The sequence below is a fragment of the Aminobacter sp. GW821-FHT11F06 genome (assembly GCF_058808215.1).
Genome location: NZ_JBXARL010000003.1, coordinates 551312 through 573493 on the forward strand (window position 1 = coordinate 551312; position 22182 = coordinate 573493).

Below are 22182 nucleotides of genomic sequence, written 5' to 3' on the forward strand. Positions count from 1 at the left end.
GAATTCGCAAGGATCGGCTTTGCAACGTTGATGATTGGCCGGGACACCGATGAAGGCCTGATCTCCCTCCTTGTGGGGGAGATGGCCGGCAGGCCAGAGGGGGGTGCGAAGGAACTCGACGTTGAAGATTTGCTTCATAAAGCACCTTCAGCTGTCACCCCTTGTCAGCAACCCGCGTGGATAGCCGCCTCCGTTTCTCCACGCCCTCTCCACCTCCCGTATCATTCTCCTCGCGTTCTTCCACGGGACCCCGGTGCGCACCGGGCATCGGGGGGAAGCGTCGGTGCCGGGCTGGCAGGGGGTCGGTTCTCCTGCTGGGTGATGAGCCCCCAAGCCCGGGCCTTGCGGCGGCTGGCGGCGCGAAAGCGTTGAGGCGACTGAGCGGGGCAAGAACACCGGGCGGAGCGCGAACGTCGCGCCACATACTAACTATCGGACGGCACGGCCTCGCGCCCCGCTTCCCGAACTACCTCCCCAAACCGGGAGTGTTCTTTGACAATAGCCAGACCGGAAACGGGGCGTGGCGGTGAACAGGCTTGGCAATCGACCGGATTACCTCACTGGTGCCAGCAAGGCGAAATGGGCACCCTGCGGGTCCTGGCATTGCACGATCCACTGGCCGCCGGGCACCTCCATTGGCCCCATCAGCACCTTGCCGCCGTGATCGGTCACGCGCTGGACCGCTGCGTCGATCGCCGCCACGTTGAAGTAGAACTGCCAAACCGACATCGGGATCTGCTCGGGCTTGTTCATCATGCCGCCGATCATGCCCTTGCCTGCGTTGAACATCTGGTAGTTGCCCATCTCACCCATGTCGAACTGGTCGTCCTTGCCCCAGCCGAACTGGCCCGAATAGAACTCGAGGGCCTTTTTCCAGTCGGTCGTATAGAGCTCATGCCAGCCGACATGTCCCAACGTATCCAGGGGCATCGCCGGCTGGTCGGGACCGTTGGGCTGCAGAAACATGAACACCGCGCCCTGCGGATCGGTGACGACGGCGAACCGCCCGACTTCAGGGATATCGTCCGGTGCCCTGACAACGGAGCCGCCGGCCTTTGTCAGCGACGCCACTGAAGCGTCTATGTCCTTGGTGTCGATGTAGCCGATCCAGGCGGGCGGCATTCCCATCTTTTTGGCCTCTTCCGGCAGGTTCATCAGGCCGCCGACGCCGCGATCGCCGGCATTGACCACGATGTAGCGCGGCATGTTAGGCGCCTTGTCGAACGGCTCGGTCCGCCAGCCCACGACAGCGGTGTAGAAGGCCTCGGCGGCGTCGAGGTCGGTCGTCATCAGTTCGTACCAGAAGAAGGATTGCGGGGTATGGGGCATGTCTGGCTCCCTTACGTTACCTGCCGTCTTTCCTTGGCGCATGGATCGCCGTGGTGCGGCAGAACTATCATAGGACGCGGACCCGGGCGGATTTCCGACAGGGAGCAAAAATTTCCTTGGCGAGGCAGGTATTTTTCGAGCAAAACATGACAATAAAATTCATATTATTTTTGAGGCTTTTCAAGCGCTTAGCTTGAAAATTGACCAATTGATAAAAAATTGGAACGTGCTACGCTTCCTCAAAATTAGAATAAACTGGGGAACTGGAATGGCAGAAGGTCTTTTCAAGGAAGGCATCGTCGGCGGCCGCCTTGAGTCCGCTCAATACGCCGAGAATTTCTCCGACTTGCACCCGCCTCTCGACCATCACGAGGCGCTGGTCGAGTCCGATCGCTGCTACTTTTGCTACGATGCGCCATGCATGACGGCGTGTCCGACATCGATCGACATCCCGATGTTCATCCGCCAGATCTCGACCGGCAATCCGCTCGGGTCGGCCAAGACCATCTTCGACCAGAACATCCTCGGCGGCATGTGCGCCCGCGTCTGCCCGACCGAGACCTTGTGCGAAGAGGTTTGCGTCCGCGAGATCGCTGAGGGAAAGCCGGTGCAGATCGGCCGCCTGCAGCGCTACGCCACCGATGTGGCGATGGCTGAGGGCAAGCAGTTCTACAGCCGCGCCGCCCCGACCGGCAAGAAGATCGCCGTCGTCGGCGCAGGCCCCGCAGGTCTCGCCGCGGCGCACCGGCTCGCCCGTTACGGCCATGAGGTGACAATCCTCGAAGCACGGCCGAAGGCCGGCGGCCTCAACGAATACGGCATCGCCGCCTACAAGAGCACCGATGATTTCGCCCAGGCCGAAGTCGACTACGTCACCGCAATCGGCGGCATCACGACCGAAAACGACAAGGCGCTTGGCCGCGACTATCATCTGGCTGATCTCACCGCCTCTTACGACGCCGTGTTCCTCGGGCTCGGTCTCGCCGGCGTCAACGCGCTGCGCGCCGAAGGCGAGGACGCTAGCGGTGTCTCCAACGCGGTCGACTTCATCTCCGTGCTGCGCCAGTCGAGCGATCTCGCCGGCCTGCCGGTTGGTCGTCGCGTCGTCGTCATCGGCGGCGGCATGACGGCTGTCGATGCTGCCGTGCAATCCAAGCTGCTCGGCGCCGAGGAAGTGACCATCTGCTACCGCCGTGGCCAGGAGCACATGAACGCTTCCGGCTTCGAGCAGGATCTCGCAGCTGCCAACGGCGTCGTCATCCGCCACTGGCTGCAGCCGACGCAGGTCGTATCGGAAGGCGGCAAGGTGGTCGCCATCGAACTCGAATACACCGCCATGAAGGGCGACAAGCTCTCGGGCACCGGCGAGATCGTGCGGCTCGCCGCCGATCAGGTGTTCAAGGCGATCGGCCAGAGTTTCGAGCCGGCAGCACTCAACGGCAGTGGCGCTTCGATCGCCATGGAAGGCGGCCGCATCAAGGTCGACGGGGAAGGGCGCACGTCGCTTAAAAACGTCTGGGCCGGCGGCGACTGCATCGCTGGAGGTGACGACCTGACCGTCTCGGCTGTGGCGCAAGGGCGCGACGCGGCTGAATCCATCAACCGCGCCCTGATGGGCTGAGGGAGGCTAAGATGGCAGATATCCGCAACAACTTCGTCGGCATCAAGTCGCCCAACCCGTTCTGGCTGGCCTCGGCGCCACCGACCGACAAGGCCTACAACGTCGTCCGCGCCTTCAAGGCCGGTTGGGGTGGCGTGGTCTGGAAGACGCTCGGCGAGGAAGGCCCGCCCGTCGTCAACGTCAATGGCCCGCGCTACGGTGCGATCTGGGGTGCCGACCGGCGCCTGCTCGGCCTCAACAACATCGAGCTGATCACCGACCGCGACCTGCAGACCAACCTGCGCGAGATCAAGCAGGTCAAGATGGAGTGGCCCGACCGCGCCATGGTGGTGTCGCTGATGGTGCCGTGCGAGGAGCACGCCTGGAAGGCGATCCTGCCGGTGGTTGAAGAGACCGGTGCCGACGGCATCGAGCTCAATTTCGGCTGCCCGCACGGCATGTCGGAACGCGGCATGGGGGCGGCGGTCGGCCAGGTGCCCGAATACATCGAAATGGTGGTGCGCTGGTGCAAGCAAAACACCCGCATGCCCGTCATCACCAAGCTGACGCCCAACATCACCGACGTGCGCAAGCCCGCGCGGGCCGCCCTTGCCGGCGGCACCGACGCCGTATCGCTGATCAACACCATCAATTCGATCACCGGTGTCGATCTCGACAGCTTCGCGCCGCAGCCGACAATCGACGGCAAGGGTAGCCACGGCGGCTATTGCGGCCCGGCGGTCAAGCCGATTGCCATGAACATGGTGGCCGAGATCGCGCGTGATCCTGAGACGGCGGGCCTGCCGATTTCGGGCATTGGCGGCATCACCACCTGGCGCGATGCGGCGGAGTTCATGGCGCTTGGTGCTGGCAACGTGCAGGTCTGCACCGCGGCGATGACCTACGGCTTCAAGATCGTGCAGGAGATGATCGCCGGTCTTGAAAACTGGATGGACGAGAAGGGGCATCGCTCGCTCGACGACATCGTCGGCCGCGCCACGCCCAATGTCACCGACTGGCAGTATCTCAACCTCAACTATGTCGCCAAGGCGCATATCGACCAGGATGCCTGCATCAAGTGCGGCCGTTGCCACATCGCCTGCGAGGACACCTCGCACCAGGCGATCACCAGCATGGTTGACGGTGTCAGGCACTTCGAGGTGATCGACGAAGAGTGCGTCGGCTGCAATCTCTGCGTCAACGTCTGCCCGGTCGAAAACTGCATCACCATGGTGCCGCTGGCTGTTGGCGCCATGGACAAGCGTACCGGCAAGCCGGTTTCGCCCAACTATGCCAACTGGACGACGCATCCCAACAACCCGATGGCCAAGGTGGCGGCGGAGTAGGAGAGCAAGCCATGGATGACAAGAGCGAGGTCATCGAACTCGCTCTTGCCTGGGCGGCGGCGATCGTTTCCAACGACGCCACCGCCATTGGCAGCTTCATGACCGATGATTGGGTGATCGTCGGCCCTGATGGCGCGACTGGAAAGGCGGACTTTCTCGCCATGGTCGCCTCGGGCGATCTGACCCACGACCTGATGCAAACCGTTGGTGAACCACGCGTCGAAATTTATGGCGCGACAGCCGTCCACACCGCGCGCGTGGTCAACAGCGGCCATTTCCGAGGGCAAGCTTTCGCAGCGGACGAATGGACGACCGATGTCTTCGTCCGCAGCGGAACCGGCTGGAAATGCGTGCTCAGTCATACGACGCCGGCGATCAAGCAAGACGCAGCTCAAGCCGAATAATCCCGCTGCTTGATCTCGGCCTCTTCCGGGCGGATGATGGCAGAATGGAAAAGGTACTCGGCATCGGTGGCTTTTTCTTTCGTGCGCGCGATCCGCAAGGACTTGCGCAATGGTATGCCGCGCATCTCGGCGTCGACCTCGTTCCCGACAGCTACGACAAAAGCCCCTGGCAACAGCAGGCCGGGGCGACTGTGTTCGCGCCGTTTCCCGATGATACCGACTATTTCGGCCGACCCGAACAGCAGTGGATGATCAATTTCCGCGTCGGCGATCTCGACGCGCTTGTGGCGCAGCTTCGCGCCGGCGGCATCGAGGTGAAGGTCGATCCCGAGACCTATCCCAACGGTCGTTTCGCCCGGATTCATGATCCCGAAGGCAACCCCGTCGAGTTGTGGCAGCCAGCGGGCTGAGCGCTGAAATCTCGCCAGATCGGCATCGTCACCAACGAGGTTTTTCGTGGCGCCTATTGTGGATAGAAAATATCCATGATACGATGAGTCCATGATTATGAGGTGGCAACCATGAAGCTTGGTGACGGCGTAGAAGCAGCGATCCATTGTGCGGCGATGCTGGCTGGCGTCGACGGCGACGGCACCATGCCGGGCACTGTGATGGCCGAGGCATTCGGGCTATCGCCGAGCTATCTGCTCAAGCATCTCAAGGCGTTGACTGCCGCCAAGGTGCTGGAATCGGTTCCGGGGCCGAATGGCGGTTACCGCCTGGCGAAGCTGCCCGAGCAAATCACGCTGCTCGACATCGTGCTGGCCATCGAGGGCAGGGCACCGGCGTTTCGCTGCGGCGAGATCAGGCAAAAGGGCAGCTACGCGCTCGACGCCTCGGCCTATGTGAAGCCCTGCGGCATCAACGTTGCCATGCTCAAGGCGGAGCGGGCCTATCGCACGGCACTTGCCGGTACGCGGCTGTCCGACATCGTCGCCGATTTCACCGCCAACACCGACCAGCGCATCGTCGCCGCCAGCTGCGCCTTCGTGGCGCTCAACCAGCGGCCGCAGAAGGCAAAGACCATCAACGAAAGGAAGATGTCATGAAACCCAGGCTCAATTTCTACACCGCTTCACCTGAGCTGACCAAACACCTGGTCGCGCTCGACACCGCAGCCAAGGAATGCGGGCTCGAACATAGCCTGCTGCACCTGATCAAGCTCAGGGCGTCGCAGATCAACGGCTGTTCCTATTGCGTCGACATGCATAGCCGCGAGGCCAAGCTGGACGGCGAGACCGAACAGCGGCTCTGGCTCGTCGCTGCGTGGAAGGAATCGCCGCTTTTCACCGAGCGGGAACGCATGGCCTTTGCCTGGACCGAAGCGGTCACCAACATTGCCGACGCCGGCGTTCCGGCTGACCTTTACGCCGAGGCGCAAAAGCACTTCTCCGGGGAAGAACTTGTCAAGCTCACCGTGGTGCTCGGTGTGATCAACACCTGGAACCGCCTTTGCGTGACATTCCACGCCGTTCACCCGGTTGCTGAAGCCAAGGCCGCCTGATCAATAATCGAGAAAAGTCATTTTGCAGCCATCGCCGGAGGGCGATCGCCCAAGGAGATTTTTATGTTCGACATGTCGACGCTTGCCTTTGTAGGCCGCCTGCTGCTTGGCGGGGCCTTTGTTTTCGCTGGCCTGCGCAACATCGCAAACGCAACCTTTCTCGCCGGCATGATGACCACGCGCGGCGTGCCGCAGGCAAAGCTGTTCCTGTGGGTTGGTATCGTGCTCCAGATCGTGGCCGGGCTGCTGCTGATCGTCGGCCCCTGGACGGCATTTGCCGCAGCGACCCTGATTGCGTTCCTGCTCGTAGCGACCGTCATGTTCAACAATTTCTGGGATCACAGTGGCCCGGATCGCGCGGCGCGCATCAATGGCGTGGTCAGCAATGTTGCTCTGGCCGGCAGCTTCCTGCTGGTGATCGCGGCAGGGCAGTAACCGGCGAAGAATCCGATTCAGGATTTCGGCCTAAGCCCTTCAACAAAAAGCTGTTCGAGGAAGCGCGCTGCATCCTCGAAGCGGCCTTCGCCGCCACGGTCCGAGCCAAGCACGGCGCGGACCTGGACGTCGAAATCGGCATAATGCTGGGTCGTCGCCCAGATCGCGAAGATCAGGTGCCAGGGGTCGGCCTTGGCGACCTTGCCCGCGCGCATCCAACCCTTAATGACCTCTACCTTTTCGTCGACAAGCGTTTTCAGTTCGCCTTCGAGCATCGACATGATGCGCGGCGCGCCCTGCAAAATCTCGTTGGCGAAAAGCCGGCTTTCCCTGGGAAAGTCGCGGGCCATTTCGAGCTTGCGCCTGATGTAGCTCCTGAGCTCGGTCATCGGGTCGCCGATATTGTCGAGTTCCTTCAACGGAGCAAGCCAGGTGTCGAGCAGCCGGTGCATCAGCGTCTCGTGGATGTCTTCCTTGCGGCGGAAATAATAGAGCAAATTCGGCTTGGACATGCCCGCCGCTTCTGCGATCTGGTCGATTGTCGAGCCGCGAAAGCCGTTGGTGGAAAACACCTCGAGCGCTGCTTCGAGGATGACCTCGCGCTTCTCCAGCTGGATGCGGGTGCGGGCGCGCGGCGCGGAACCTTCCATGGTCATGATGTGCCACATTGGAGGGTGGACGACAGCGCTCTCTGGACCAATCCGCTGGACCAGTTCTTGCCGACCTGTGGAGCGCGCCGGTGAAGCCGCATTTCCGGTAGTAATCCCTTGACCGCCGAAGCGGCGGTGCTAACGTTTGTCCAATCGGTCAAAAAAATTGCGTAACACAAAAACGCACCGAAGACCAAGCGTTGGCCGTACCGAAACAGGGGAAGAAAGGAAAAGCTTGGTCATGTCGGACAGGCTCAAAGTTACGCCCAACGATCTCAGCGCATTCTGGATGCCGTTCACCTCGAACAGGCAGTTCAAGCAGGCGCCTCGCATGATGGTTGCGGCCAAGGACATGCACTACACGTCCAGCGACGGCCGCAAGATTCTGGATGGCACCGCGGGCCTGTGGTGCGTCAATGCCGGTCACTGCCGGCCCAAGATCACCGAGGCGATCCAGAAACAGGCCGCCGAGCTCGACTACGCCCCGGCGTTCCAGATGGGCCACCCGATCGTCTTCGAACTGGCGAACCGCCTCGTCGACATCGCGCCCAAGGGCATGGACCACGTGTTCTTCACCAATTCCGGTTCGGAATCGGTCGAAACCGCGCTCAAGATGGCAATCGCCTATCAGCGCGTGAAGGGCGAGGGCGCACGCACCCGGCTCATCGGTCGCGAGCGTGGCTATCACGGCGTCAATTTCGGCGGCATCTCGGTCGGCGGCATCGTCACCAACCGCAAGATGTTCGGCACGCTTCTGGGCGGCGTCGACCACATGCCGCACACGCATCTGCCGGCCAAGAACGCCTTCACCAAGGGCGAACCGGAATATGGCGCGGAGCTTGCCGACGAACTGGAGCGCATCGTCACGCTGCATGACGCCTCGACGATCGCTGCCGTCATCGTCGAGCCGGTCGCAGGTTCGACCGGCGTGCTGATCCCGCCGAAGGGTTATCTGCAGAAGCTGCGCGAGATCTGCACCAAGCACGGCATCCTGTTGATCTTCGACGAGGTCATCACCGGTTTCGGCCGCCTCGGCACGCCGTTTGCGTCAGACTATTTCGGCGTCGTCCCTGATATCATCACCGCCGCGAAGGGCGTTTCCAACGGCGTCATCCCGATGGGCGCGGTGTTTGTGAAGAAGGAAATTCACGACGCCTTCATGACCGGGCCGGAACACCTGATCGAGTTCTTCCACGGCTACACCTATTCGGGCAATCCGATCGCGTCGGCTGCGGCACTGGCCACGCTCGACACCTACAAGGAAGAGGGCTTGCTGACCCGGGGTGCCGAGCTTGCGTCTTATTGGGAGGATGCGCTGCATTCGCTCAAGGGCGAGCCGCATGTCATCGACATCCGCAACATCGGCCTGATCGGCGCGATCGAGCTGCAGCCGATTGCCGGCAGCCCGAGCAAGCGCGCGTTCTCGGCCTTTGTGAAGGCGTTCGAGCGCGGCGCGCTGATTAGGACCACCGGCGATATCATCGCGCTGTCGCCGCCGCTGATCATCACCAAGGGCCAGATCAACGAGTTGATTGATCACGTCCGCGAAGTGCTGAGGATGATCGACTGAACTGCTCGCGCGTTCAAGCGGGCGCGCGACACTTGAGAGCTTGATCCCGGAGCGCGTTCCATGCTCTCCGGGTTCCGCTCCAACGAACAAGGGAGTCCCGCACCATGTTGCGCGGGGCTCTTCGGCGAAAGCCAAACGAAGGAGATGCGGCGTCGGGAACCGCTGGCGTTTCCGGGCATAACAAGGAATGAGAGGACTACCACATGGCCGCCCCAGGCGAGAATCTGCGAATCAATTCAGAGCGTTTGTGGGATTCGCTGATGGAAATGGCGAAGATTGGCCCCGGCATTGCCGGCGGCAACAATCGCCAGACCCTGACCGATGAAGACGGTGAGGGCCGCAAGCTTTTCAAGAAATGGTGCGACGCTGCCGGGCTCGACATGGGCATCGACGAGATGGGCACGATGTTTGCCCGCCGCGAAGGCACCGATCCAGAAGCGCTGCCAGTTTATGTCGGCAGCCATCTCGACACCCAGCCGACTGGTGGCAAGTTCGACGGCGTGCTTGGCGTGCTCGGTGGCCTGGAGGTCATCCGCTCGCTTAACGATCTCGGCATCAAGACCAGGCATCCGATCGTCGTCACCAACTGGACCAACGAGGAAGGCACGCGCTTTGCGCCCGCCATGCTGGCGTCCGGCGTGTTCGCCGGCGTGCTCGAGCAGGACTGGGCCTACGACCGCAAGGATGCCAAGGGCAAGCGCTTCGGCGACGAGCTGGAACGCATCGGCTGGAAGGGCACCGAAAAGGTCGGCGCACGCAAGATGAAGGCCTTCTTCGAGTTGCATATCGAGCAGGGTCCGATCCTCGAAGACGAAGAGATTGAAATCGGCGTCGTCACCCATGGCCAGGGCCTGAAGTGGCTGCAGGTGACGTTGACCGGCATGGAAGCGCACACCGGCTCAACGCCGATGTACAAGCGCCGCAACGCCGGGCTTGGCATGGCGCGGGTGACCGAGTTGGTGCACGAGATCGCCATGGACTACCAGCCCGACGCCGTCGGTGCCGTTGGCCACATGGAAGTCTATCCGAACTCGCGCAACATCATTGCCGGGCGCACCGTCTTCACCATCGACATTCGCTCGCCCGAAAAGGAAGTGCTCGACGCCATGGACGGGCGCATCCGCGAGGGTGTGGCGACGATCTGCGAGGCACTCGACATCTCCTTCGAGATCGAGCAAGTCGGCCATTTCGACCCGGTCGCCTTCGACACGGATTGCGTCAAGGCCGTGCGCGACGCCGCCGACCGGCTTGGCTACAGCCATCGCGACATCGTCTCGGGTGCCGGCCACGACGCCTGCTGGATCAACCGCGTGGCGCCAACGGCAATGGTGTTTTGCCCCTGCGTCGACGGCCTCAGCCACAATGAAGACGAGGAAATCTATCCCGAATGGGCCGCCGCCGGCTGCGACGTGCTGTTCCATGCGGTCCTGGAAACGGCAGGGATCGTGGAGTGAGTTTTTGGGCTCATACCCTTGCGCATCTCGCCTCTCCCCATCTTGGGGAGGGGTGCTTTGCGCTGTTCGACCACGGGGCGGTCCTTACATGATCTGAAACACGGCCAAAGCGCTCAAAAAAGAAGCGCGGCTAGAATTGGGGAACTGAGCATAATGACCAAAGTCATCCGAAACGGCACCATCGTCACGGCCGACCGGACGTGGAAGGCCGACGTGCTGATCCAGCATGGCAAGATCGTTGCCATCGGCGAGAATCTGCATGCCGATCACGAGTTCGACGCCACTGGCTGCTACATCATGCCGGGCGGCATCGATCCGCACACCCATCTCGAAATGCCCTTCATGGGCACCTACTCAGCCGACGATTTCGAGACCGGCACGCGCGCGGCCCTTTCGGGCGGCACGACCATGGTCGTCGATTTCTGCCTGCCCGCACCCGGCCAGTCGCTGCTCGAAGCGCTGCAGATGTGGGACAACAAGACCACCAAGGCCTGCTCCGATTACTCGTTCCACATGGCCATCACCTGGTGGGGCGAGCAAGTGTTCAACGAGATGGCGACCGTCGTCGACAAGGGCATCACCTCGTTCAAGCATTTCATGGCCTACAAGGGCGCGCTGATGGTGGACGACGACGAGATGTATTCGTCGTTCCAGCGCTGCGCCGAGCTTGGCGCCTTGCCCTTGGTGCATGCCGAAAACGGCGATGTGGTCGCCCAGCTGTCGGCCAAGCTGCTTGCCGCCGGCAATAACGGGCCTGAGGCACATGCCTATTCGCGCCCGCCGGAAGTCGAAGGCGAGGCGACCAACCGCGCCATCATGATCGCCGACATGGTGGGCAGCCCGCTTTATGTCGTGCATACCTCTTGCGAGCAGGCGCATGAGGCGATCCGCCGTGCCCGGCAGAAGGGCATGCGCGTTTATGGCGAGCCGCTGATTCAGCACCTTGTGCTCGACGAGACCGAATATTTCAACAAGGACTGGGACCACGCGGCGCGCCGGGTGATGAGCCCGCCTTTCCGCAATAAGCTGCATCAGGATTCGCTGTGGGCGGGCCTGCAAGCGGGCTCGCTGCAGGTGGTGGCGACCGACCATTGTTCGTTCACCACCGAGCAGAAGCGCAACGGCGTCGGCGACTTCACCAAGATTCCCAACGGCACCGGCGGTCTCGAAGATCGCATGCCTGTGCTGTGGACCAAGGGCGTCAACACCGGCCGCCTGACGATGAACGAGTTCGTCGCTGTGACCTCGACCAACATCGCCAAGATCCTCAACATGTACCCCAAGAAAGGGGCGATCGTTGAGGGTGCTGACGCCGACATCGTGGTGTGGGATCCCAAGCGCAAGAAGACGATCGCGGCGAAGACCCAGCAGTCGGTCATCGACTACAATGTCTTCGAAGGCATCGAGGTGACCGGCCTGCCGCGCTTCGTGTTCACGCGCGGCGAGCTTGCCATCCAGGAGGCCGAGGTCAAGGCGCAGCCCGGCCACGGCGAGTTCGTGGCGCGCGAGCCCCACGCACCGGTCAACCGCGCGCTGTCGAAGTGGAAAGAGATCACAGCACCGCGCAAGGTCGAGCGAACAGGCATCCCGGCGACGGGGGTCTGAGCAACTTGCGGCGGCCAGCGATTGCGGTCGTCGAAACATGCCTGCGGCCGCTGCGAACTCACGCGGGCGATTTCCAAAAGTACCGAGCAGGGATGGCGGCCGCGTCTGGCGGTCGCAAGGTGGTGCCGAAGACAACCGGTCTCGCGCGCCAGGAAAAACATTCCGATCAAGTGGACGCCTGCCTCATCTTCGGAGAGGATGGCATGATGTGGGGTAAAGTCGGGCAATGCTCATGACAGTCAATCAAGCCACGGCGACAAGCGTCAATCAGAACGCCGTCGTCGAAGCCAGAAAGCTGGGGCTGACCTTCCAGACCAATGACGGCCCGGTGCGGGCGCTTTCAGACGTCAGTCTGACCATCAACAAGGGCGAGTTCGTCTCCTTCATCGGGCCTTCGGGTTGCGGCAAGACGACGTTCCTGCGGGTCATCGCCGATCTCGAGCAGCCGACGGAAGGCACCATCTCGATCAACGGCATGACGCCGGAACAGGCGCGACAGGCGCGCGCCTATGGCTATGTCTTCCAGGCGGCGGCGCTGTTTCCGTGGCGCACGATCGAGGCCAATGTCGGATTGCCGCTCGAGATCATCGGCCTGTCCAAGGCCGAGCAGCAGGCGCGCATCAAGCGCACGATGGACCTGGTCAATCTCACCGGCTTCGAGAAGAAATATCCCTGGCAGTTGTCGGGCGGCATGCAGCAGCGTGCATCCATTGCCCGCGCGCTCGCCTTCGATGCCGACCTGTTGCTGATGGACGAGCCGTTCGGCGCGCTCGACGAAATCGTGCGCGACCATCTCAACGAGCAACTGCTCAGGCTATGGCGGCAGACCAACAAGACGATCTGCTTCGTCACCCATTCGATCCCCGAGGCTGTGTATCTGTCGACGCGCATCGTCGTCATGTCGCCGAGGCCTGGCCGGGTCACCGACGTCATCGAGTCGACTCTGCCCACCGAGCGGCCGCTGGACATCCGCGAGAGTCCGGAATTTCTGGCCATCGCCGCGCGTGTCCGCGACGGGCTGCGCGCCGGCCATTCCTACGAGGATTGAGCCACAATGGATCGCCTCAGAGACCGGGTCGTACCCGTCATCACCATCCTGCTGGTCATTGTCGCGGCGTGGTACGCGTTTGCCGTGTTCATGAACGCGCCGTTCCAGCGCGATCTGGACCGGCGGGCGGGACTTACGCCTGCTACCATGGAATTCATCGGCAAGACGCTGTCGCAGCCCAAGCCAACCATGCCCGCGCCGCACCAGGTGGCGCAGAATTTCTTCGAAAACACGTTCCTGAGGAACGTCACCAGCGCGCGCAGCCTCGTCTACCATTCGTGGGTGACGCTGTCGTCGACCCTGCTCGGCTTCACCTTTGGCACCGCCCTCGGCATCCTGATCGCTGTCGGCATCGTCCATGTGATCGCGCTCGACCGCTCCCTGATGCCCTGGATCATCGCCTCGCAGACGATCCCGATCCTGGCGGTAGCGCCGATGATCATCGTCGTTTTGGCGGCGATCGGCATCACCGGGCTGATCCCCAAGGCGCTGATCTCGACCTATCTGTCGTTCTTCCCGGTCGCTGTCGGCATGGTGAAGGGGCTGCGCTCGCCCGATCTCATGCATCTCGACCTGATGCACACCTATAATGCCAGCGCGTCGCAGACCTTCTGGAAGCTGCGCGTGCCGGCCTCGGTGCCGTTCCTGTTTGCCTCGATGAAGGTGGCGGTGGCGGCGAGCCTTGTGGGTGCCATCGTCGGCGAGTTGCCGACAGGGGCTGTGGCCGGCATCGGCGCCAAGCTGCTCGCCGGTTCCTACTACAGCCAGACCATCGACATGTGGGCGGCACTTGTTGCCGGCTCGGTGGTGGCGGCGATGCTGGTCGTGCTGGTCGGATTTGTCGGCAAGCTTGTCGAACGCTCCATGGGAGGACGGCCGGCATGAGGTTTGTAAAACCATCCTGGCAGGCAGCACTCGCATTGGCGCTTTCGGCCGTGGCCATTGTCACACTGCCGATGCTCGGTGCCGATCCAACAGCCCCGATAGCCAATGGCCCCGCAATCGCCATCGCTGCCCTGATCGTCGGCGCTGCTGTCACCTCCTTCGCCGGACTTCTGCCTGCGACCAGCGCGGCGGCCTTGTTTGTCGGCGCGCATGCGGCTGCGTGGCTGCTGATCGCCTCGATCGCCGGTCACGAAGGCATGGCGCGGATGCCGTTCTTCCTGCTGCTCGCCGCCGCCTGGCTGCTCGCCTGGCGCTGCGTTGCCGTTTTGTCGGCAATTCGTCCGGTATCGCAGCAAGCCAAGACAATGCTGCGCCTGCTGATCCCGGCGATCTTCGGGGCCTGGATCCTGATCCTGTGGGAAGCGGTGACGCGGGGGGCAGGGGTGCCGTTCATCCTGTTGCCGCCGCCGAGTGCTATCGCCGCGCGCATCGGCAATTCGCTGCCGATCCTTTTGGCCGACGTGCGCCAGACGATCTTCAAGGCGGTGCTGTTCGGCTACATCGTCGGCTGCGCCTCGGGTTTCATTGTTGCGATCCTCGCCGACCGCGTGCCGTTCCTGCGCAGGGGCCTCTTGCCCATCGGCAACATGGTGTCGGCGCTGCCGATCATCGGCGTCGCCCCGATCATGGTGATCTGGTTCGGCTTCGAGTGGCAGTCCAAGGCCGCCGTGGTCATCATCATGACCTTCTTCCCGATGCTGGTGAACACGGTCGCGGGCCTCGCTGCCTCGGGTCATATGGAGCGCGACCTGATGCGCACCTATGCGTCGAACTACTGGCAGACGCTGTTCAAGCTGCGGCTGCCGGCGGCCGCACCCTTCATCTTCAACGCGTTGAAGATCAACTCCACGCTGGCGCTGATCGGTGCCATCGTCGCCGAATTCTTCGGCACGCCGATTGTCGGCATGGGCTTCCGCATCTCGACCGAGATCGGGCGCATGAATGTCGACATGGTCTGGGCGGAGATCGCTGTTGCGGCTCTGGCCGGTTCCGTCTTCTATGGCGTGGTCGCCTTCATCGAGAGGGTCACCACTTTCTGGCATCCGTCCGTCCGTGGTGGGCGGGCGTGACCTGAGCTCCTTGGGCGGGGCCGCGGTCCAACTTCAGAGGGAAAAAAGAAGATGAAAAGACTGATGGTATCGTTGATGGCGGGGGCGATGTCGCTGGCCGCAGCGCAGGCGGCACTTGCCGCCGACAAGGTGGCGCTGCAGCTCAAATGGGTGACGCAGTCGCAGTTCGCCGGCTATTACGTGGCCAAGGAGAAGGGCTTCTATAAGGACGAAAACCTCGACGTCGAAATCAAGGCCGGTGGCCCCGATATCGCGCCCGAGCAGGTGATCGCCGGCGGTGGCGCCGACGTCATTGTCGATTGGATGGGTGGCGCGCTTGCGGCCCGCGAAAAGGGCGTTGGCCTCGTCAACATCGCGCAGCCCTACAAAAAGGCCGGCATGGAGCTGGTCTGCCCCAAGGACGGCCCGGTGAAGACCGAAGCCGATTTCAAGGGCAAGACACTGGGCGTCTGGTTCTTCGGCAACGAATATCCGTTCTTCGCCTGGATGAACAAGCTTGGCCTGTCGACCGAAGGCGGCAAGGACGGCGTCACCGTGCTCAAGCAGAGCTTCGACGTGCAGCCGCTAATCCAGAAGCAGGCCGACTGCATCTCGGTCATGACCTATAACGAGTATTGGCAGCTGATCGACGCTGGTTTCAAACCCGACGAACTGACCGTGTTCAACTACACGGCGATGGGCAACGATCTGCTCGAGGACGGTCTCTACGCGCTCGAAGACAAGCTCAAGGACCCGGCCTTCGAAGACAAGATGGTTCGCTTCGTGCGCGCCTCGATGAAGGGCTGGAAATACGCCGTCGACAATCCCGATGAGGCAGCCGGCATCGTCGTTGACAATGGCGGCCAGGACGAAAACCACCAGAAGCGCATGATGGGCGAAGTCGCCAAGCTGATCGACAATGCCGACGGCAAGCTGATCGAGGCGGCCTACAAGCGCACGGCCGAAGCGCTCCTGGCACAGAAGATCATCACCAAGGAACCTTCGGGCGCCTGGACGTCAACGATCACCGACAAGGCCATCAAGTAAGCTTTGGATTGTGGGAAATCTGAAAAGGGGCGGGCAACCGCCCCTTTTTCTTTGGAGGTAGCGGCTGAGGTGCGTCCTTCGAGGCTCGCTCCGCTCGCACCTCAGGATGAGGACCGTTGTGGCTGCATCACCTCACAGAAGGAGCGTAGCGCCAACCTCCCTCATCCTGAGGTGCTCGCCTGAAAGGCGAGCCTCGAAGGACGCACAACAAGTTGCGCCCGAAAGGCAACCGGAGTTCGCTGCTACTTTGCCAGCGTGTAGAAGGTGAGCGTGCGCGGCTCGCCCTTGGAGTAGTTCATGCCTTCGATGCGTCCACGCTGCTTGAGCGCGGCCGCGCCGCCTGGAATGGCCGCCAGGAAGGCCTTGCTCTCGGCTTCGGCAATCACCGCGATGGCGCAGGCCGGATCGGCAACCAGCGCGTCCGCCGCACCCTTACCGTTGGTGAGTTGGGTCTGCGTGCCGGCGAGAAAGACCAGGCTCGGCTCGCCATAGCCTGCCGAGACAAGCTGCGAGGTCTGGCAGGGCTTCAGCTTCTCGAAACGCTCGGCGATCTCGGGGCTGAGCCATAGGGGTTTGAGCGGCGGCAGGATCTTCCAGGTGAGTACGCCGAAGGCGGCCGCGGCAGCTGCGGCGGCAAAGGCCGTGCGCTTGAGCGGATCCATGCCGTCGGGCGCGCCGATGCCGTATCTGCCTGATATCAGGACCAGCAATGCGGCAAGCAGCCCCCACCAGGAGACTTCGCCGAGGAAATAGGGCGTGATGCCGAAGGCAATGGCGGCGAGGCCGATGTTGATGCCGAACATGCCGAAGGCGCAGGCACGGCGCAGCCAGAACTGCCAACGCGACAGCTCGATGCCAGCTGCCGACTTGTCGGTCAGCACCCAGGCCATCAGCAGGATCATCGCTGGATAGGCCGGCAAGGCATAATGCGGCAGCTTGGTCGGGATCAGCTCGATGGCGACCCAATAGGGCAGGTACCAGGCGAGGCAGAACAAGAGGCGCGGGTCCTGTCGGAACCGTCTAAGCGCCTTGAGGCCGCCTTCGAGCGCCACAAGCGCGAAGGGCCACATGAACAGCGTATAGGTGAGGAGATAATAGCCGGGCGGGAAGCCGTGCGACTCCTGGCCCGAGCCGACCTTGCTCAACAGGTCGTTGCCGACCAATTCCTGCCAGAACGCGCTACCGGTCTTGAGCGTGATCAGCCAGGGGGCCGCGACCAGCAATGTCACCAGGATGCCGCTGAGCGGCTTCAGCTTGCGCAGCCATGAACGGTCGCGGTCGAAGATGGCAATGGCGGCGATCGTCAATACGCTCATGAACGGGATGACCGGGCCCTTGATCAGGATCGACAGGCCCTGGGCTGCCCAGAACAGCCAATGCGCGCGGCCTTGCTGTTTGCCGTCGCGATGGCCGAGATAGATGCCGGCAAGCGTGCCCTGGGCGAGCAGGGCGGTGGCGAGCAGGGTTGCATCGTTCCTGGCGATGCGCGCCTCGACGCCCAGTATCAGGATCCCCATCAGGCCGAGGCCAGCGATGACGCCAGCGGTTTGGCCGAACATGCGGTCGCCGATGAAGGCGAGCGCCAGAACCGAGAAGGTGCCGGCGAGGACCGATATCAGCCGGTAGACCCAGATCGGGGCTTCGCTGCCCTGTCCGCTCAGCAACACGGCTGCCGACTGCAGCCAGTGGATGCCGGCAGGCTCGTTGTAGCGCGGCTCGCCCTGGAAGCGGAAGTCGACATAGTTGCCGCTCTCGACCATCTGCTTGGTCGCCTGGACAAATCGCGACTCGTCGCGATCGGTGGGCGGCAAGGTGGAAATGCCCGGCGCGAAGGCGAACAGGGCTAGCAGTGCCAAAAGCAGATATGTGAGCGGCGACAACGCCTTGGAGGGCGTTTCGGAGAATTTGATTCCGGAACTCGTCATGCGCGGTCAGTCCGTTTTGGACATGGCCAGATGCCGCTCATTGGCGATCAGCCTGAGATTGCGGCAGGGTTTCTGCCTCGTTCTTGCACGGAATGACGATTGAAATCATCATCTTGCCTGGGGACATGTTACGTCTGGATGGCGCGAATGCGCGGCCTCAATAGCATCAAAAACGCGCATTTGCCACGACGGCTACACTTTCCCCAAGCGTCGTCGCTTGTCCCCAAGGCAAGCGTCAGCGCTTGTCCCTGATGTCGCTCAGCGTGCGCGTCGGCGTGATCGCTTCCGGATCGAGCTTGATCTCGATGATCGTCGGCTTGCCGCTTAAGCGCGCGCGTTCGAAGGCGGGCGCGAACTCGCCGGTTTCGCGCACGGTCTCGCCATGGCCGCCATAGGCACGGGCAAGGGCTGCGAAATCCGGGTTCTTGAGGTCGGTCGCCTCGACGCGGCCGGGATATTCGCGCTCCTGGTGCATGCGAATGGTGCCGTAGATGCCGTTGTTGACGACGATCACGATGATCGGCAGGTTGTACTGCACGGCGGTGGCGAACTCCTGGCCGTTCATCAAGAAGCAGCCGTCGCCGGCGAAGGCAATGACTTCACGGTCTGGGAACAGGCCCTTGGCAGCGACCGCAGCCGGCGTGCCATAGCCCATCGAGCCCGAGGTCGGCGCACCTTGCGTGGCGAAGCGGCGGAAGCGGTGGAAGCGGTGCACCCAGGTCGCGTAGTTGCCAGCACCATTGGTGAGGATCGCGTCTTCCGGCAGGACTTTTTCCAGCCAGTTCATGATCGGGCCCATCTGGACAGCACCGGGACCGGTGAGCGGTGGCGTCGACCACTCGAGATAAGCGGCGTGCAGCGCCTTGGTGGCTTCGGCCCAGGCCGGCTTGGCGGCAGGCTTGCGCTTGGCGAAGGCTTCGACAAAAGCGGCGGGCGATGCGTTGATCGCCAATGTCGGGCGGTAAACGCGGCCGAGCTCGTTGGCGTCGGCATGGACATGGACCAGCGTCTGGTCGGGATAAGGGCTCTTGATCAGCGTGTAGTCGGACGACGGCATTTCGCCGAAACGACCGCCAATCAGCAGCACGACATCGGCTTCCTTGATCGCCTTGGCGAGCTTGGGGTTGGCGCCGATGCCGACGTCGCCGGCGTAGTTTTCATGCAGGTGGTCGAACAGCATCTGGCGGCGGAAGGACACACCGACGGGCAGCGCCCAGGCTTCCGAAATCTTCTTGATCCGCTCAACGGCCTCGGCATTCCAGCGGGTGCCACCGAGAATGACGAAGGGACGCTTGGCGCCGTTGAGCAGGGCCTCGAGCTTCGAAAGCTCTTCTTCGCCGGGGCGGGTTTCGACCGGGGTGGCGGGCAGCGCTGCCGGAGCCTCGACGACGCTGGTCAGCATGTCCTCGGGCAGGGACACGATCACCGGGCCGGGACGGCCAGACATGGCGACGGAGAATGCGCGGGTGACGAGTTCGGGGATGCGGGCTGCGTCGTCGATTTCGACCACCCATTTGGCGATGTTGCCGAAGAAGGCGCGGTAGTCGACTTCCTGGAACGCCTCGCGCTCCTTGGCGTGGCTCGCCACCTGGCCGATGAACAGGATCATCGGGATTGAATCCTGCATGGCGATGTGCACGCCAGCGGAGGCGTTGGTGGCACCGGGACCGCGGGTGACGAAGCAGATGCCCGGCCTGCCGGTGAGGCGGCCATGGCAATCGGCCATCATCGCGGCACCACCTTCCTGGCGGCAGACGATGCTGCGGATCTTTGAATCGTGCAGCGCATCGAGCACCGCGAGGTAGGATTCGCCCGGCACGCAATACATGCGGTCGACGCCATTGGCCTCAAGCGCATCGACGATCAGTTTTCCGCCGGTCTTCATTTCGCATTCTTCTCCAGTTCGGCAAGGATTTCTGCGGTGTGTTCGCCCAGCCGGGGCGACGGGCGGTCATAGGTGAGAGGTGTCTCGGACATGACCATCGGCGCGCGCACCGACGGCAGCTTGTTGCCGTGGCCGTCGTCGAGGTCCATGCGCATGCCGCGCGCGATCGCCTGCGGGTCGGCGAATGCCTGGCCGATGGTGTTGATCGGGCTTGCCGGCACGCCTGATACCTCGAGCCTGGCAAGCAGCGTTTCGCGGTCGAAGGCGGCGAGTGCCGCAACGATCTTCTCGCGCAATGCGACCCGATTGGCGACGCGCGCCGAATTGGTGGCAAACAAAGGATCAGTGGCGATGGCTTCGAGCCCGACAATGGCGCAGAATTTCTGGAACTGGCCGTCATTGCCGACAGCCAGGATGAAATGCCCATCGCTCACCGGCAGCACTTCATAAGGCGAGATGTTGGGATGGGCGTTGCCCATCTGCACCGGCGAATTGCCCGAGACCAGGTAATTCAGGTTCTGGTTGGCGAGCACCGACATCTGGGCGTCGAACAAGGCCATGTCGACATGCTGGCCCTGGCCAGTGGCTTCGGCGTGGCGAAGCGCTGCCTGGATGGCGATGACGGAGTAGAGCCCGGTGAAGATGTCGGTGACGGCGACGCCGACCTTCTGCGGCTCGCCGCCGGCAGGTCCGGTGATCGACATCAGGCCGGACATGCCCTGGACGATGAAGTCGTAGCCGGCGCGGGCGGCATAGGGCCCGTCCTGGCCGAAGCCGGTGATCGAGCAATAGACCAGCTTGGGATTGATCTTCTTCAGGCTGTCATAGTCGAGGCCGTATTTCTTGAGGCCGCCGAGCTTGAAATTCTCGATCAGAACGTCCGCATCGGCGACGAGCTTGCGCACGATATCCGCACCTTCTGGTGTCGAAAAGTCGAGCGCGATGGAGCGCTTGCCGCGATTGCAGGAATGATAGTAGGCAGCCGAGAGGTTTTCGCCATCATGTCCGGTGACGAAGGGCGGGCCCCATTTGCGGGTGTCGTCGCCGCCATCGGGGTTCTCCACCTTGATGACGTCGGCGCCGAGATCGGCCAGCAATTGACCGGCCCAGGGGCCGGCGAGGATGCGGGCGAGTTCGATGACGCGGACGCCGTGAAGGGGCGGATTGCTCATGAGGCACCAGAATTCATTTCAAGTGGCCACGCTCTATCAGGAGTCCCGATATCCCGCCACCACGTTGCGATGGGCCAGGTGCCGCTGTCAGCGGGGAAATGTGCGGTCGAGCCAGGCGGCGAAATCGGCCATGATCGGCTCGCGATTGATCTCGTTGAGGCTTTCGTGGCGGGTTTCCGGGTAAACCTTTGAAACAAGATTCGAAAAACCCATCCGGCGCATGCGCGAGGCCAGCGCTTCGACCGCCTTGCCGCCTGATGTGGCCGGGTCGTGCTCGCCGCCCACCAGATTGAACGGCAGGTCCTTGCGCACGCCAGCGAAATTACTGTCGTCGGCGCCCGCGAAGACGAGGTCGAAGATATCGATCCACATCGACACCGAGGCGTCCCAGCCGCAGAGCGGATCGGCGACATAGGCATCGACTTCCGCCGGATCGCGCGACAGCCAGTCGAAGGCGGTGCGCGGGTTAGGAATCTTGCTTGCCCAGTCGGCAAAGGTCAGCTTCGGTAGGATGCGGGACGGTACGTCCGAACCCAGGCGGAAACGCTCGAAGGCAAGGATCGCCTGGGCGAGACGGCCGAGCAAGCCGGCCGAGAAATTGGCGTTCCAGATGGCTGCGGCGGCAACGCGTTCGGAATGGCGGAGCGTGAAGTTGAGCGCGATCAGCCCGCCCATAGAATGGCCGAAGATGACCACCGGCAAGCCGGGGTGCTGTTCGGCGATCAGGTCATGCACTGCCCCGACATCGTCGAGTATGTGCTCGACGCCATCTCTTTGGGCGAAGCGCCCGATCGGGGCGCCCGGCGCAGAAGTCTCACCATGACCGCGATGGTCGTGGGCGTAGACATGATAGCCATGCGCGGCGAGGAAGTCGGCGAAGCGGCCGTAGCGCGCGGCATGCTCGGCGAGGCCGTGATTGACCTGCACCACGGCGCGGGCAGGGGCGTCGGCATGCCTGATGTAAAGATTGAGCCTGGCACCGGTCGGAGACGCAAGCGTGCTGCTGGTATCAAATGGCATCTTGGCCCCCTCGGATGGGACTGTTGAGTGAGGATCAAGCGCGCGTCAAGGGTGGCGGCGCCTGCCTGACAAGCGCAAGATGTCAGGAGATGGCAAGGCTGGTCTTGTTCGCAGAATGACAGCCCATATATTCCGCTAATCCTTGCGCCGGAATTTCAGTTCCGACGCCGTTTCTTCGAATTTTCCTCATTTTC

General features: G+C 62.6%; 20 protein-coding genes. 14 read left to right on the top strand and 6 right to left on the bottom strand.

The features are described 5' to 3' along the window. Positions 1–552: 552 nt before the first annotated feature. On the bottom strand, positions 553–1329 hold the full coding sequence (locus AC1RTB_RS10505; RefSeq protein WP_492881461.1) for a VOC family protein: 777 nt from the start codon (positions 1327–1329) through the stop codon (positions 553–555). A 268-nt stretch (positions 1330–1597) separates the two neighbouring features. On the opposite strand from AC1RTB_RS10505, the gene AC1RTB_RS10510 reads away from it, so the two are divergent. The 7 genes from AC1RTB_RS10510 (at position 1598) to AC1RTB_RS10540 (ending at position 6618) form a co-directional block, all read left to right on the top strand. Continuing rightward, positions 1598–2950 (top strand): NAD(P)-dependent oxidoreductase, encoded by a 1353-nt coding sequence (locus AC1RTB_RS10510; protein ID WP_492881460.1) that lies wholly within the window; start codon positions 1598–1600, stop codon positions 2948–2950. Positions 2951–2961: 11 nt separating this feature from the next. Further along, positions 2962–4275: an NAD-dependent dihydropyrimidine dehydrogenase subunit PreA gene (gene preA, locus AC1RTB_RS10515; protein WP_492881459.1), complete on the top strand. Its 1314-nt coding sequence runs from the start codon at positions 2962–2964 to the stop codon at positions 4273–4275. An 11-nt stretch (positions 4276–4286) separates the two neighbouring features. Next, positions 4287–4679 carry a nuclear transport factor 2 family protein gene (locus AC1RTB_RS10520; protein WP_492881458.1) on the top strand — a complete coding sequence of 131 codons (393 nt, stop codon included), beginning with the start codon at positions 4287–4289 and terminating at the stop codon, positions 4677–4679. A gap of 44 nt (positions 4680–4723) precedes the next feature. Further along, the gene (locus tag AC1RTB_RS10525) at positions 4724–5089 is read left to right on the top strand and encodes a VOC family protein (protein WP_492881457.1); all 366 of its coding nucleotides are present in this window, start codon (positions 4724–4726) and stop codon (positions 5087–5089) included. A 111-nt stretch (positions 5090–5200) separates the two neighbouring features. Further along, positions 5201–5728: an RrF2 family transcriptional regulator gene (locus tag AC1RTB_RS10530; RefSeq protein WP_492881456.1), complete on the top strand. Its 528-nt coding sequence runs from the start codon at positions 5201–5203 to the stop codon at positions 5726–5728. Continuing rightward, entirely contained in the window at positions 5725–6183 is a 459-nt protein-coding gene (locus AC1RTB_RS10535; protein ID WP_492881455.1) for a carboxymuconolactone decarboxylase family protein, read from the top strand. Before AC1RTB_RS10530 ends, AC1RTB_RS10535 begins: the two co-directional genes overlap by 4 nt. Before the next feature lie 63 nt (positions 6184–6246). Beyond that, complete coding sequence (locus tag AC1RTB_RS10540; RefSeq protein WP_492881454.1) at positions 6247–6618, top strand: DoxX family protein; 372 nt, start codon at positions 6247–6249, stop codon at positions 6616–6618. A 17-nt stretch (positions 6619–6635) separates the two neighbouring features. Here the strand turns inward: AC1RTB_RS10540 and AC1RTB_RS10545 are convergent, their stop codons facing one another. Continuing rightward, the gene (locus tag AC1RTB_RS10545; protein ID WP_492881473.1) at positions 6636–7268 is read right to left on the bottom strand and encodes a TetR family transcriptional regulator C-terminal domain-containing protein; all 633 of its coding nucleotides are present in this window, start codon (positions 7266–7268) and stop codon (positions 6636–6638) included. A 241-nt stretch (positions 7269–7509) separates the two neighbouring features. On the opposite strand from AC1RTB_RS10545, the gene aptA reads away from it, so the two are divergent. From aptA to AC1RTB_RS10580, 7 genes are all read left to right on the top strand, one after another. After that, on the top strand, positions 7510–8838 hold the full coding sequence (aptA, locus tag AC1RTB_RS10550; protein ID WP_492881453.1) for an omega-aminotransferase AptA: 1329 nt from the start codon (positions 7510–7512) through the stop codon (positions 8836–8838). 203 nt (positions 8839–9041) lie between these two features. Then, positions 9042–10292, top strand: coding sequence for a Zn-dependent hydrolase (locus AC1RTB_RS10555; protein WP_492881452.1), 1251 nt, complete (start codon positions 9042–9044; stop codon positions 10290–10292). Between the two features lie 153 nt (positions 10293–10445). Then, positions 10446–11897, top strand: a complete 1452-nt coding sequence (gene hydA / locus AC1RTB_RS10560) for a dihydropyrimidinase (RefSeq protein ID WP_492881451.1) — start codon at positions 10446–10448, stop codon at positions 11895–11897. A gap of 226 nt (positions 11898–12123) precedes the next feature. Next, positions 12124–12945, top strand: a complete 822-nt coding sequence (locus tag AC1RTB_RS10565; protein ID WP_492881450.1) for an ABC transporter ATP-binding protein — start codon at positions 12124–12126, stop codon at positions 12943–12945. A gap of 6 nt (positions 12946–12951) precedes the next feature. Then, the gene (locus tag AC1RTB_RS10570) at positions 12952–13830 is read left to right on the top strand and encodes an ABC transporter permease (protein WP_492881449.1); all 879 of its coding nucleotides are present in this window, start codon (positions 12952–12954) and stop codon (positions 13828–13830) included. Next, positions 13827–14960: an ABC transporter permease gene (locus tag AC1RTB_RS10575; RefSeq protein WP_492881448.1), complete on the top strand. Its 1134-nt coding sequence runs from the start codon at positions 13827–13829 to the stop codon at positions 14958–14960. Before AC1RTB_RS10570 ends, AC1RTB_RS10575 begins: the two co-directional genes overlap by 4 nt. Positions 14961–15011: 51 nt before the next feature. Continuing rightward, positions 15012–15986: an ABC transporter substrate-binding protein gene (locus AC1RTB_RS10580; RefSeq protein ID WP_492881447.1), complete on the top strand. Its 975-nt coding sequence runs from the start codon at positions 15012–15014 to the stop codon at positions 15984–15986. Between the two features lie 242 nt (positions 15987–16228). On the opposite strand, the gene AC1RTB_RS10585 is transcribed toward AC1RTB_RS10580, so the two are convergent. The 4 genes from AC1RTB_RS10585 to AC1RTB_RS10600 form a co-directional block, all read right to left on the bottom strand. Beyond that, positions 16229–17911 carry an ArnT family glycosyltransferase gene (locus AC1RTB_RS10585; protein ID WP_492881446.1) on the bottom strand — a complete coding sequence of 561 codons (1683 nt, stop codon included), beginning with the start codon at positions 17909–17911 and terminating at the stop codon, positions 16229–16231. Positions 17912–18146: 235 nt separating this feature from the next. Then, complete coding sequence (locus AC1RTB_RS10590) at positions 18147–19796, bottom strand: thiamine pyrophosphate-binding protein (RefSeq protein WP_492881445.1); 1650 nt, start codon at positions 19794–19796, stop codon at positions 18147–18149. Beyond that, a complete protein-coding gene (locus AC1RTB_RS10595) occupies positions 19793–20968 on the bottom strand; it encodes a CaiB/BaiF CoA transferase family protein (RefSeq protein WP_492881444.1) in 1176 nt (391 codons plus the stop codon). Before AC1RTB_RS10595 ends, AC1RTB_RS10590 begins: the two co-directional genes overlap by 4 nt. A gap of 87 nt (positions 20969–21055) precedes the next feature. Further along, on the bottom strand, positions 21056–21988 hold the full coding sequence (locus AC1RTB_RS10600; RefSeq protein WP_492881443.1) for an alpha/beta fold hydrolase: 933 nt from the start codon (positions 21986–21988) through the stop codon (positions 21056–21058). Between the last annotated feature and the right edge of the window lie 194 nt (positions 21989–22182).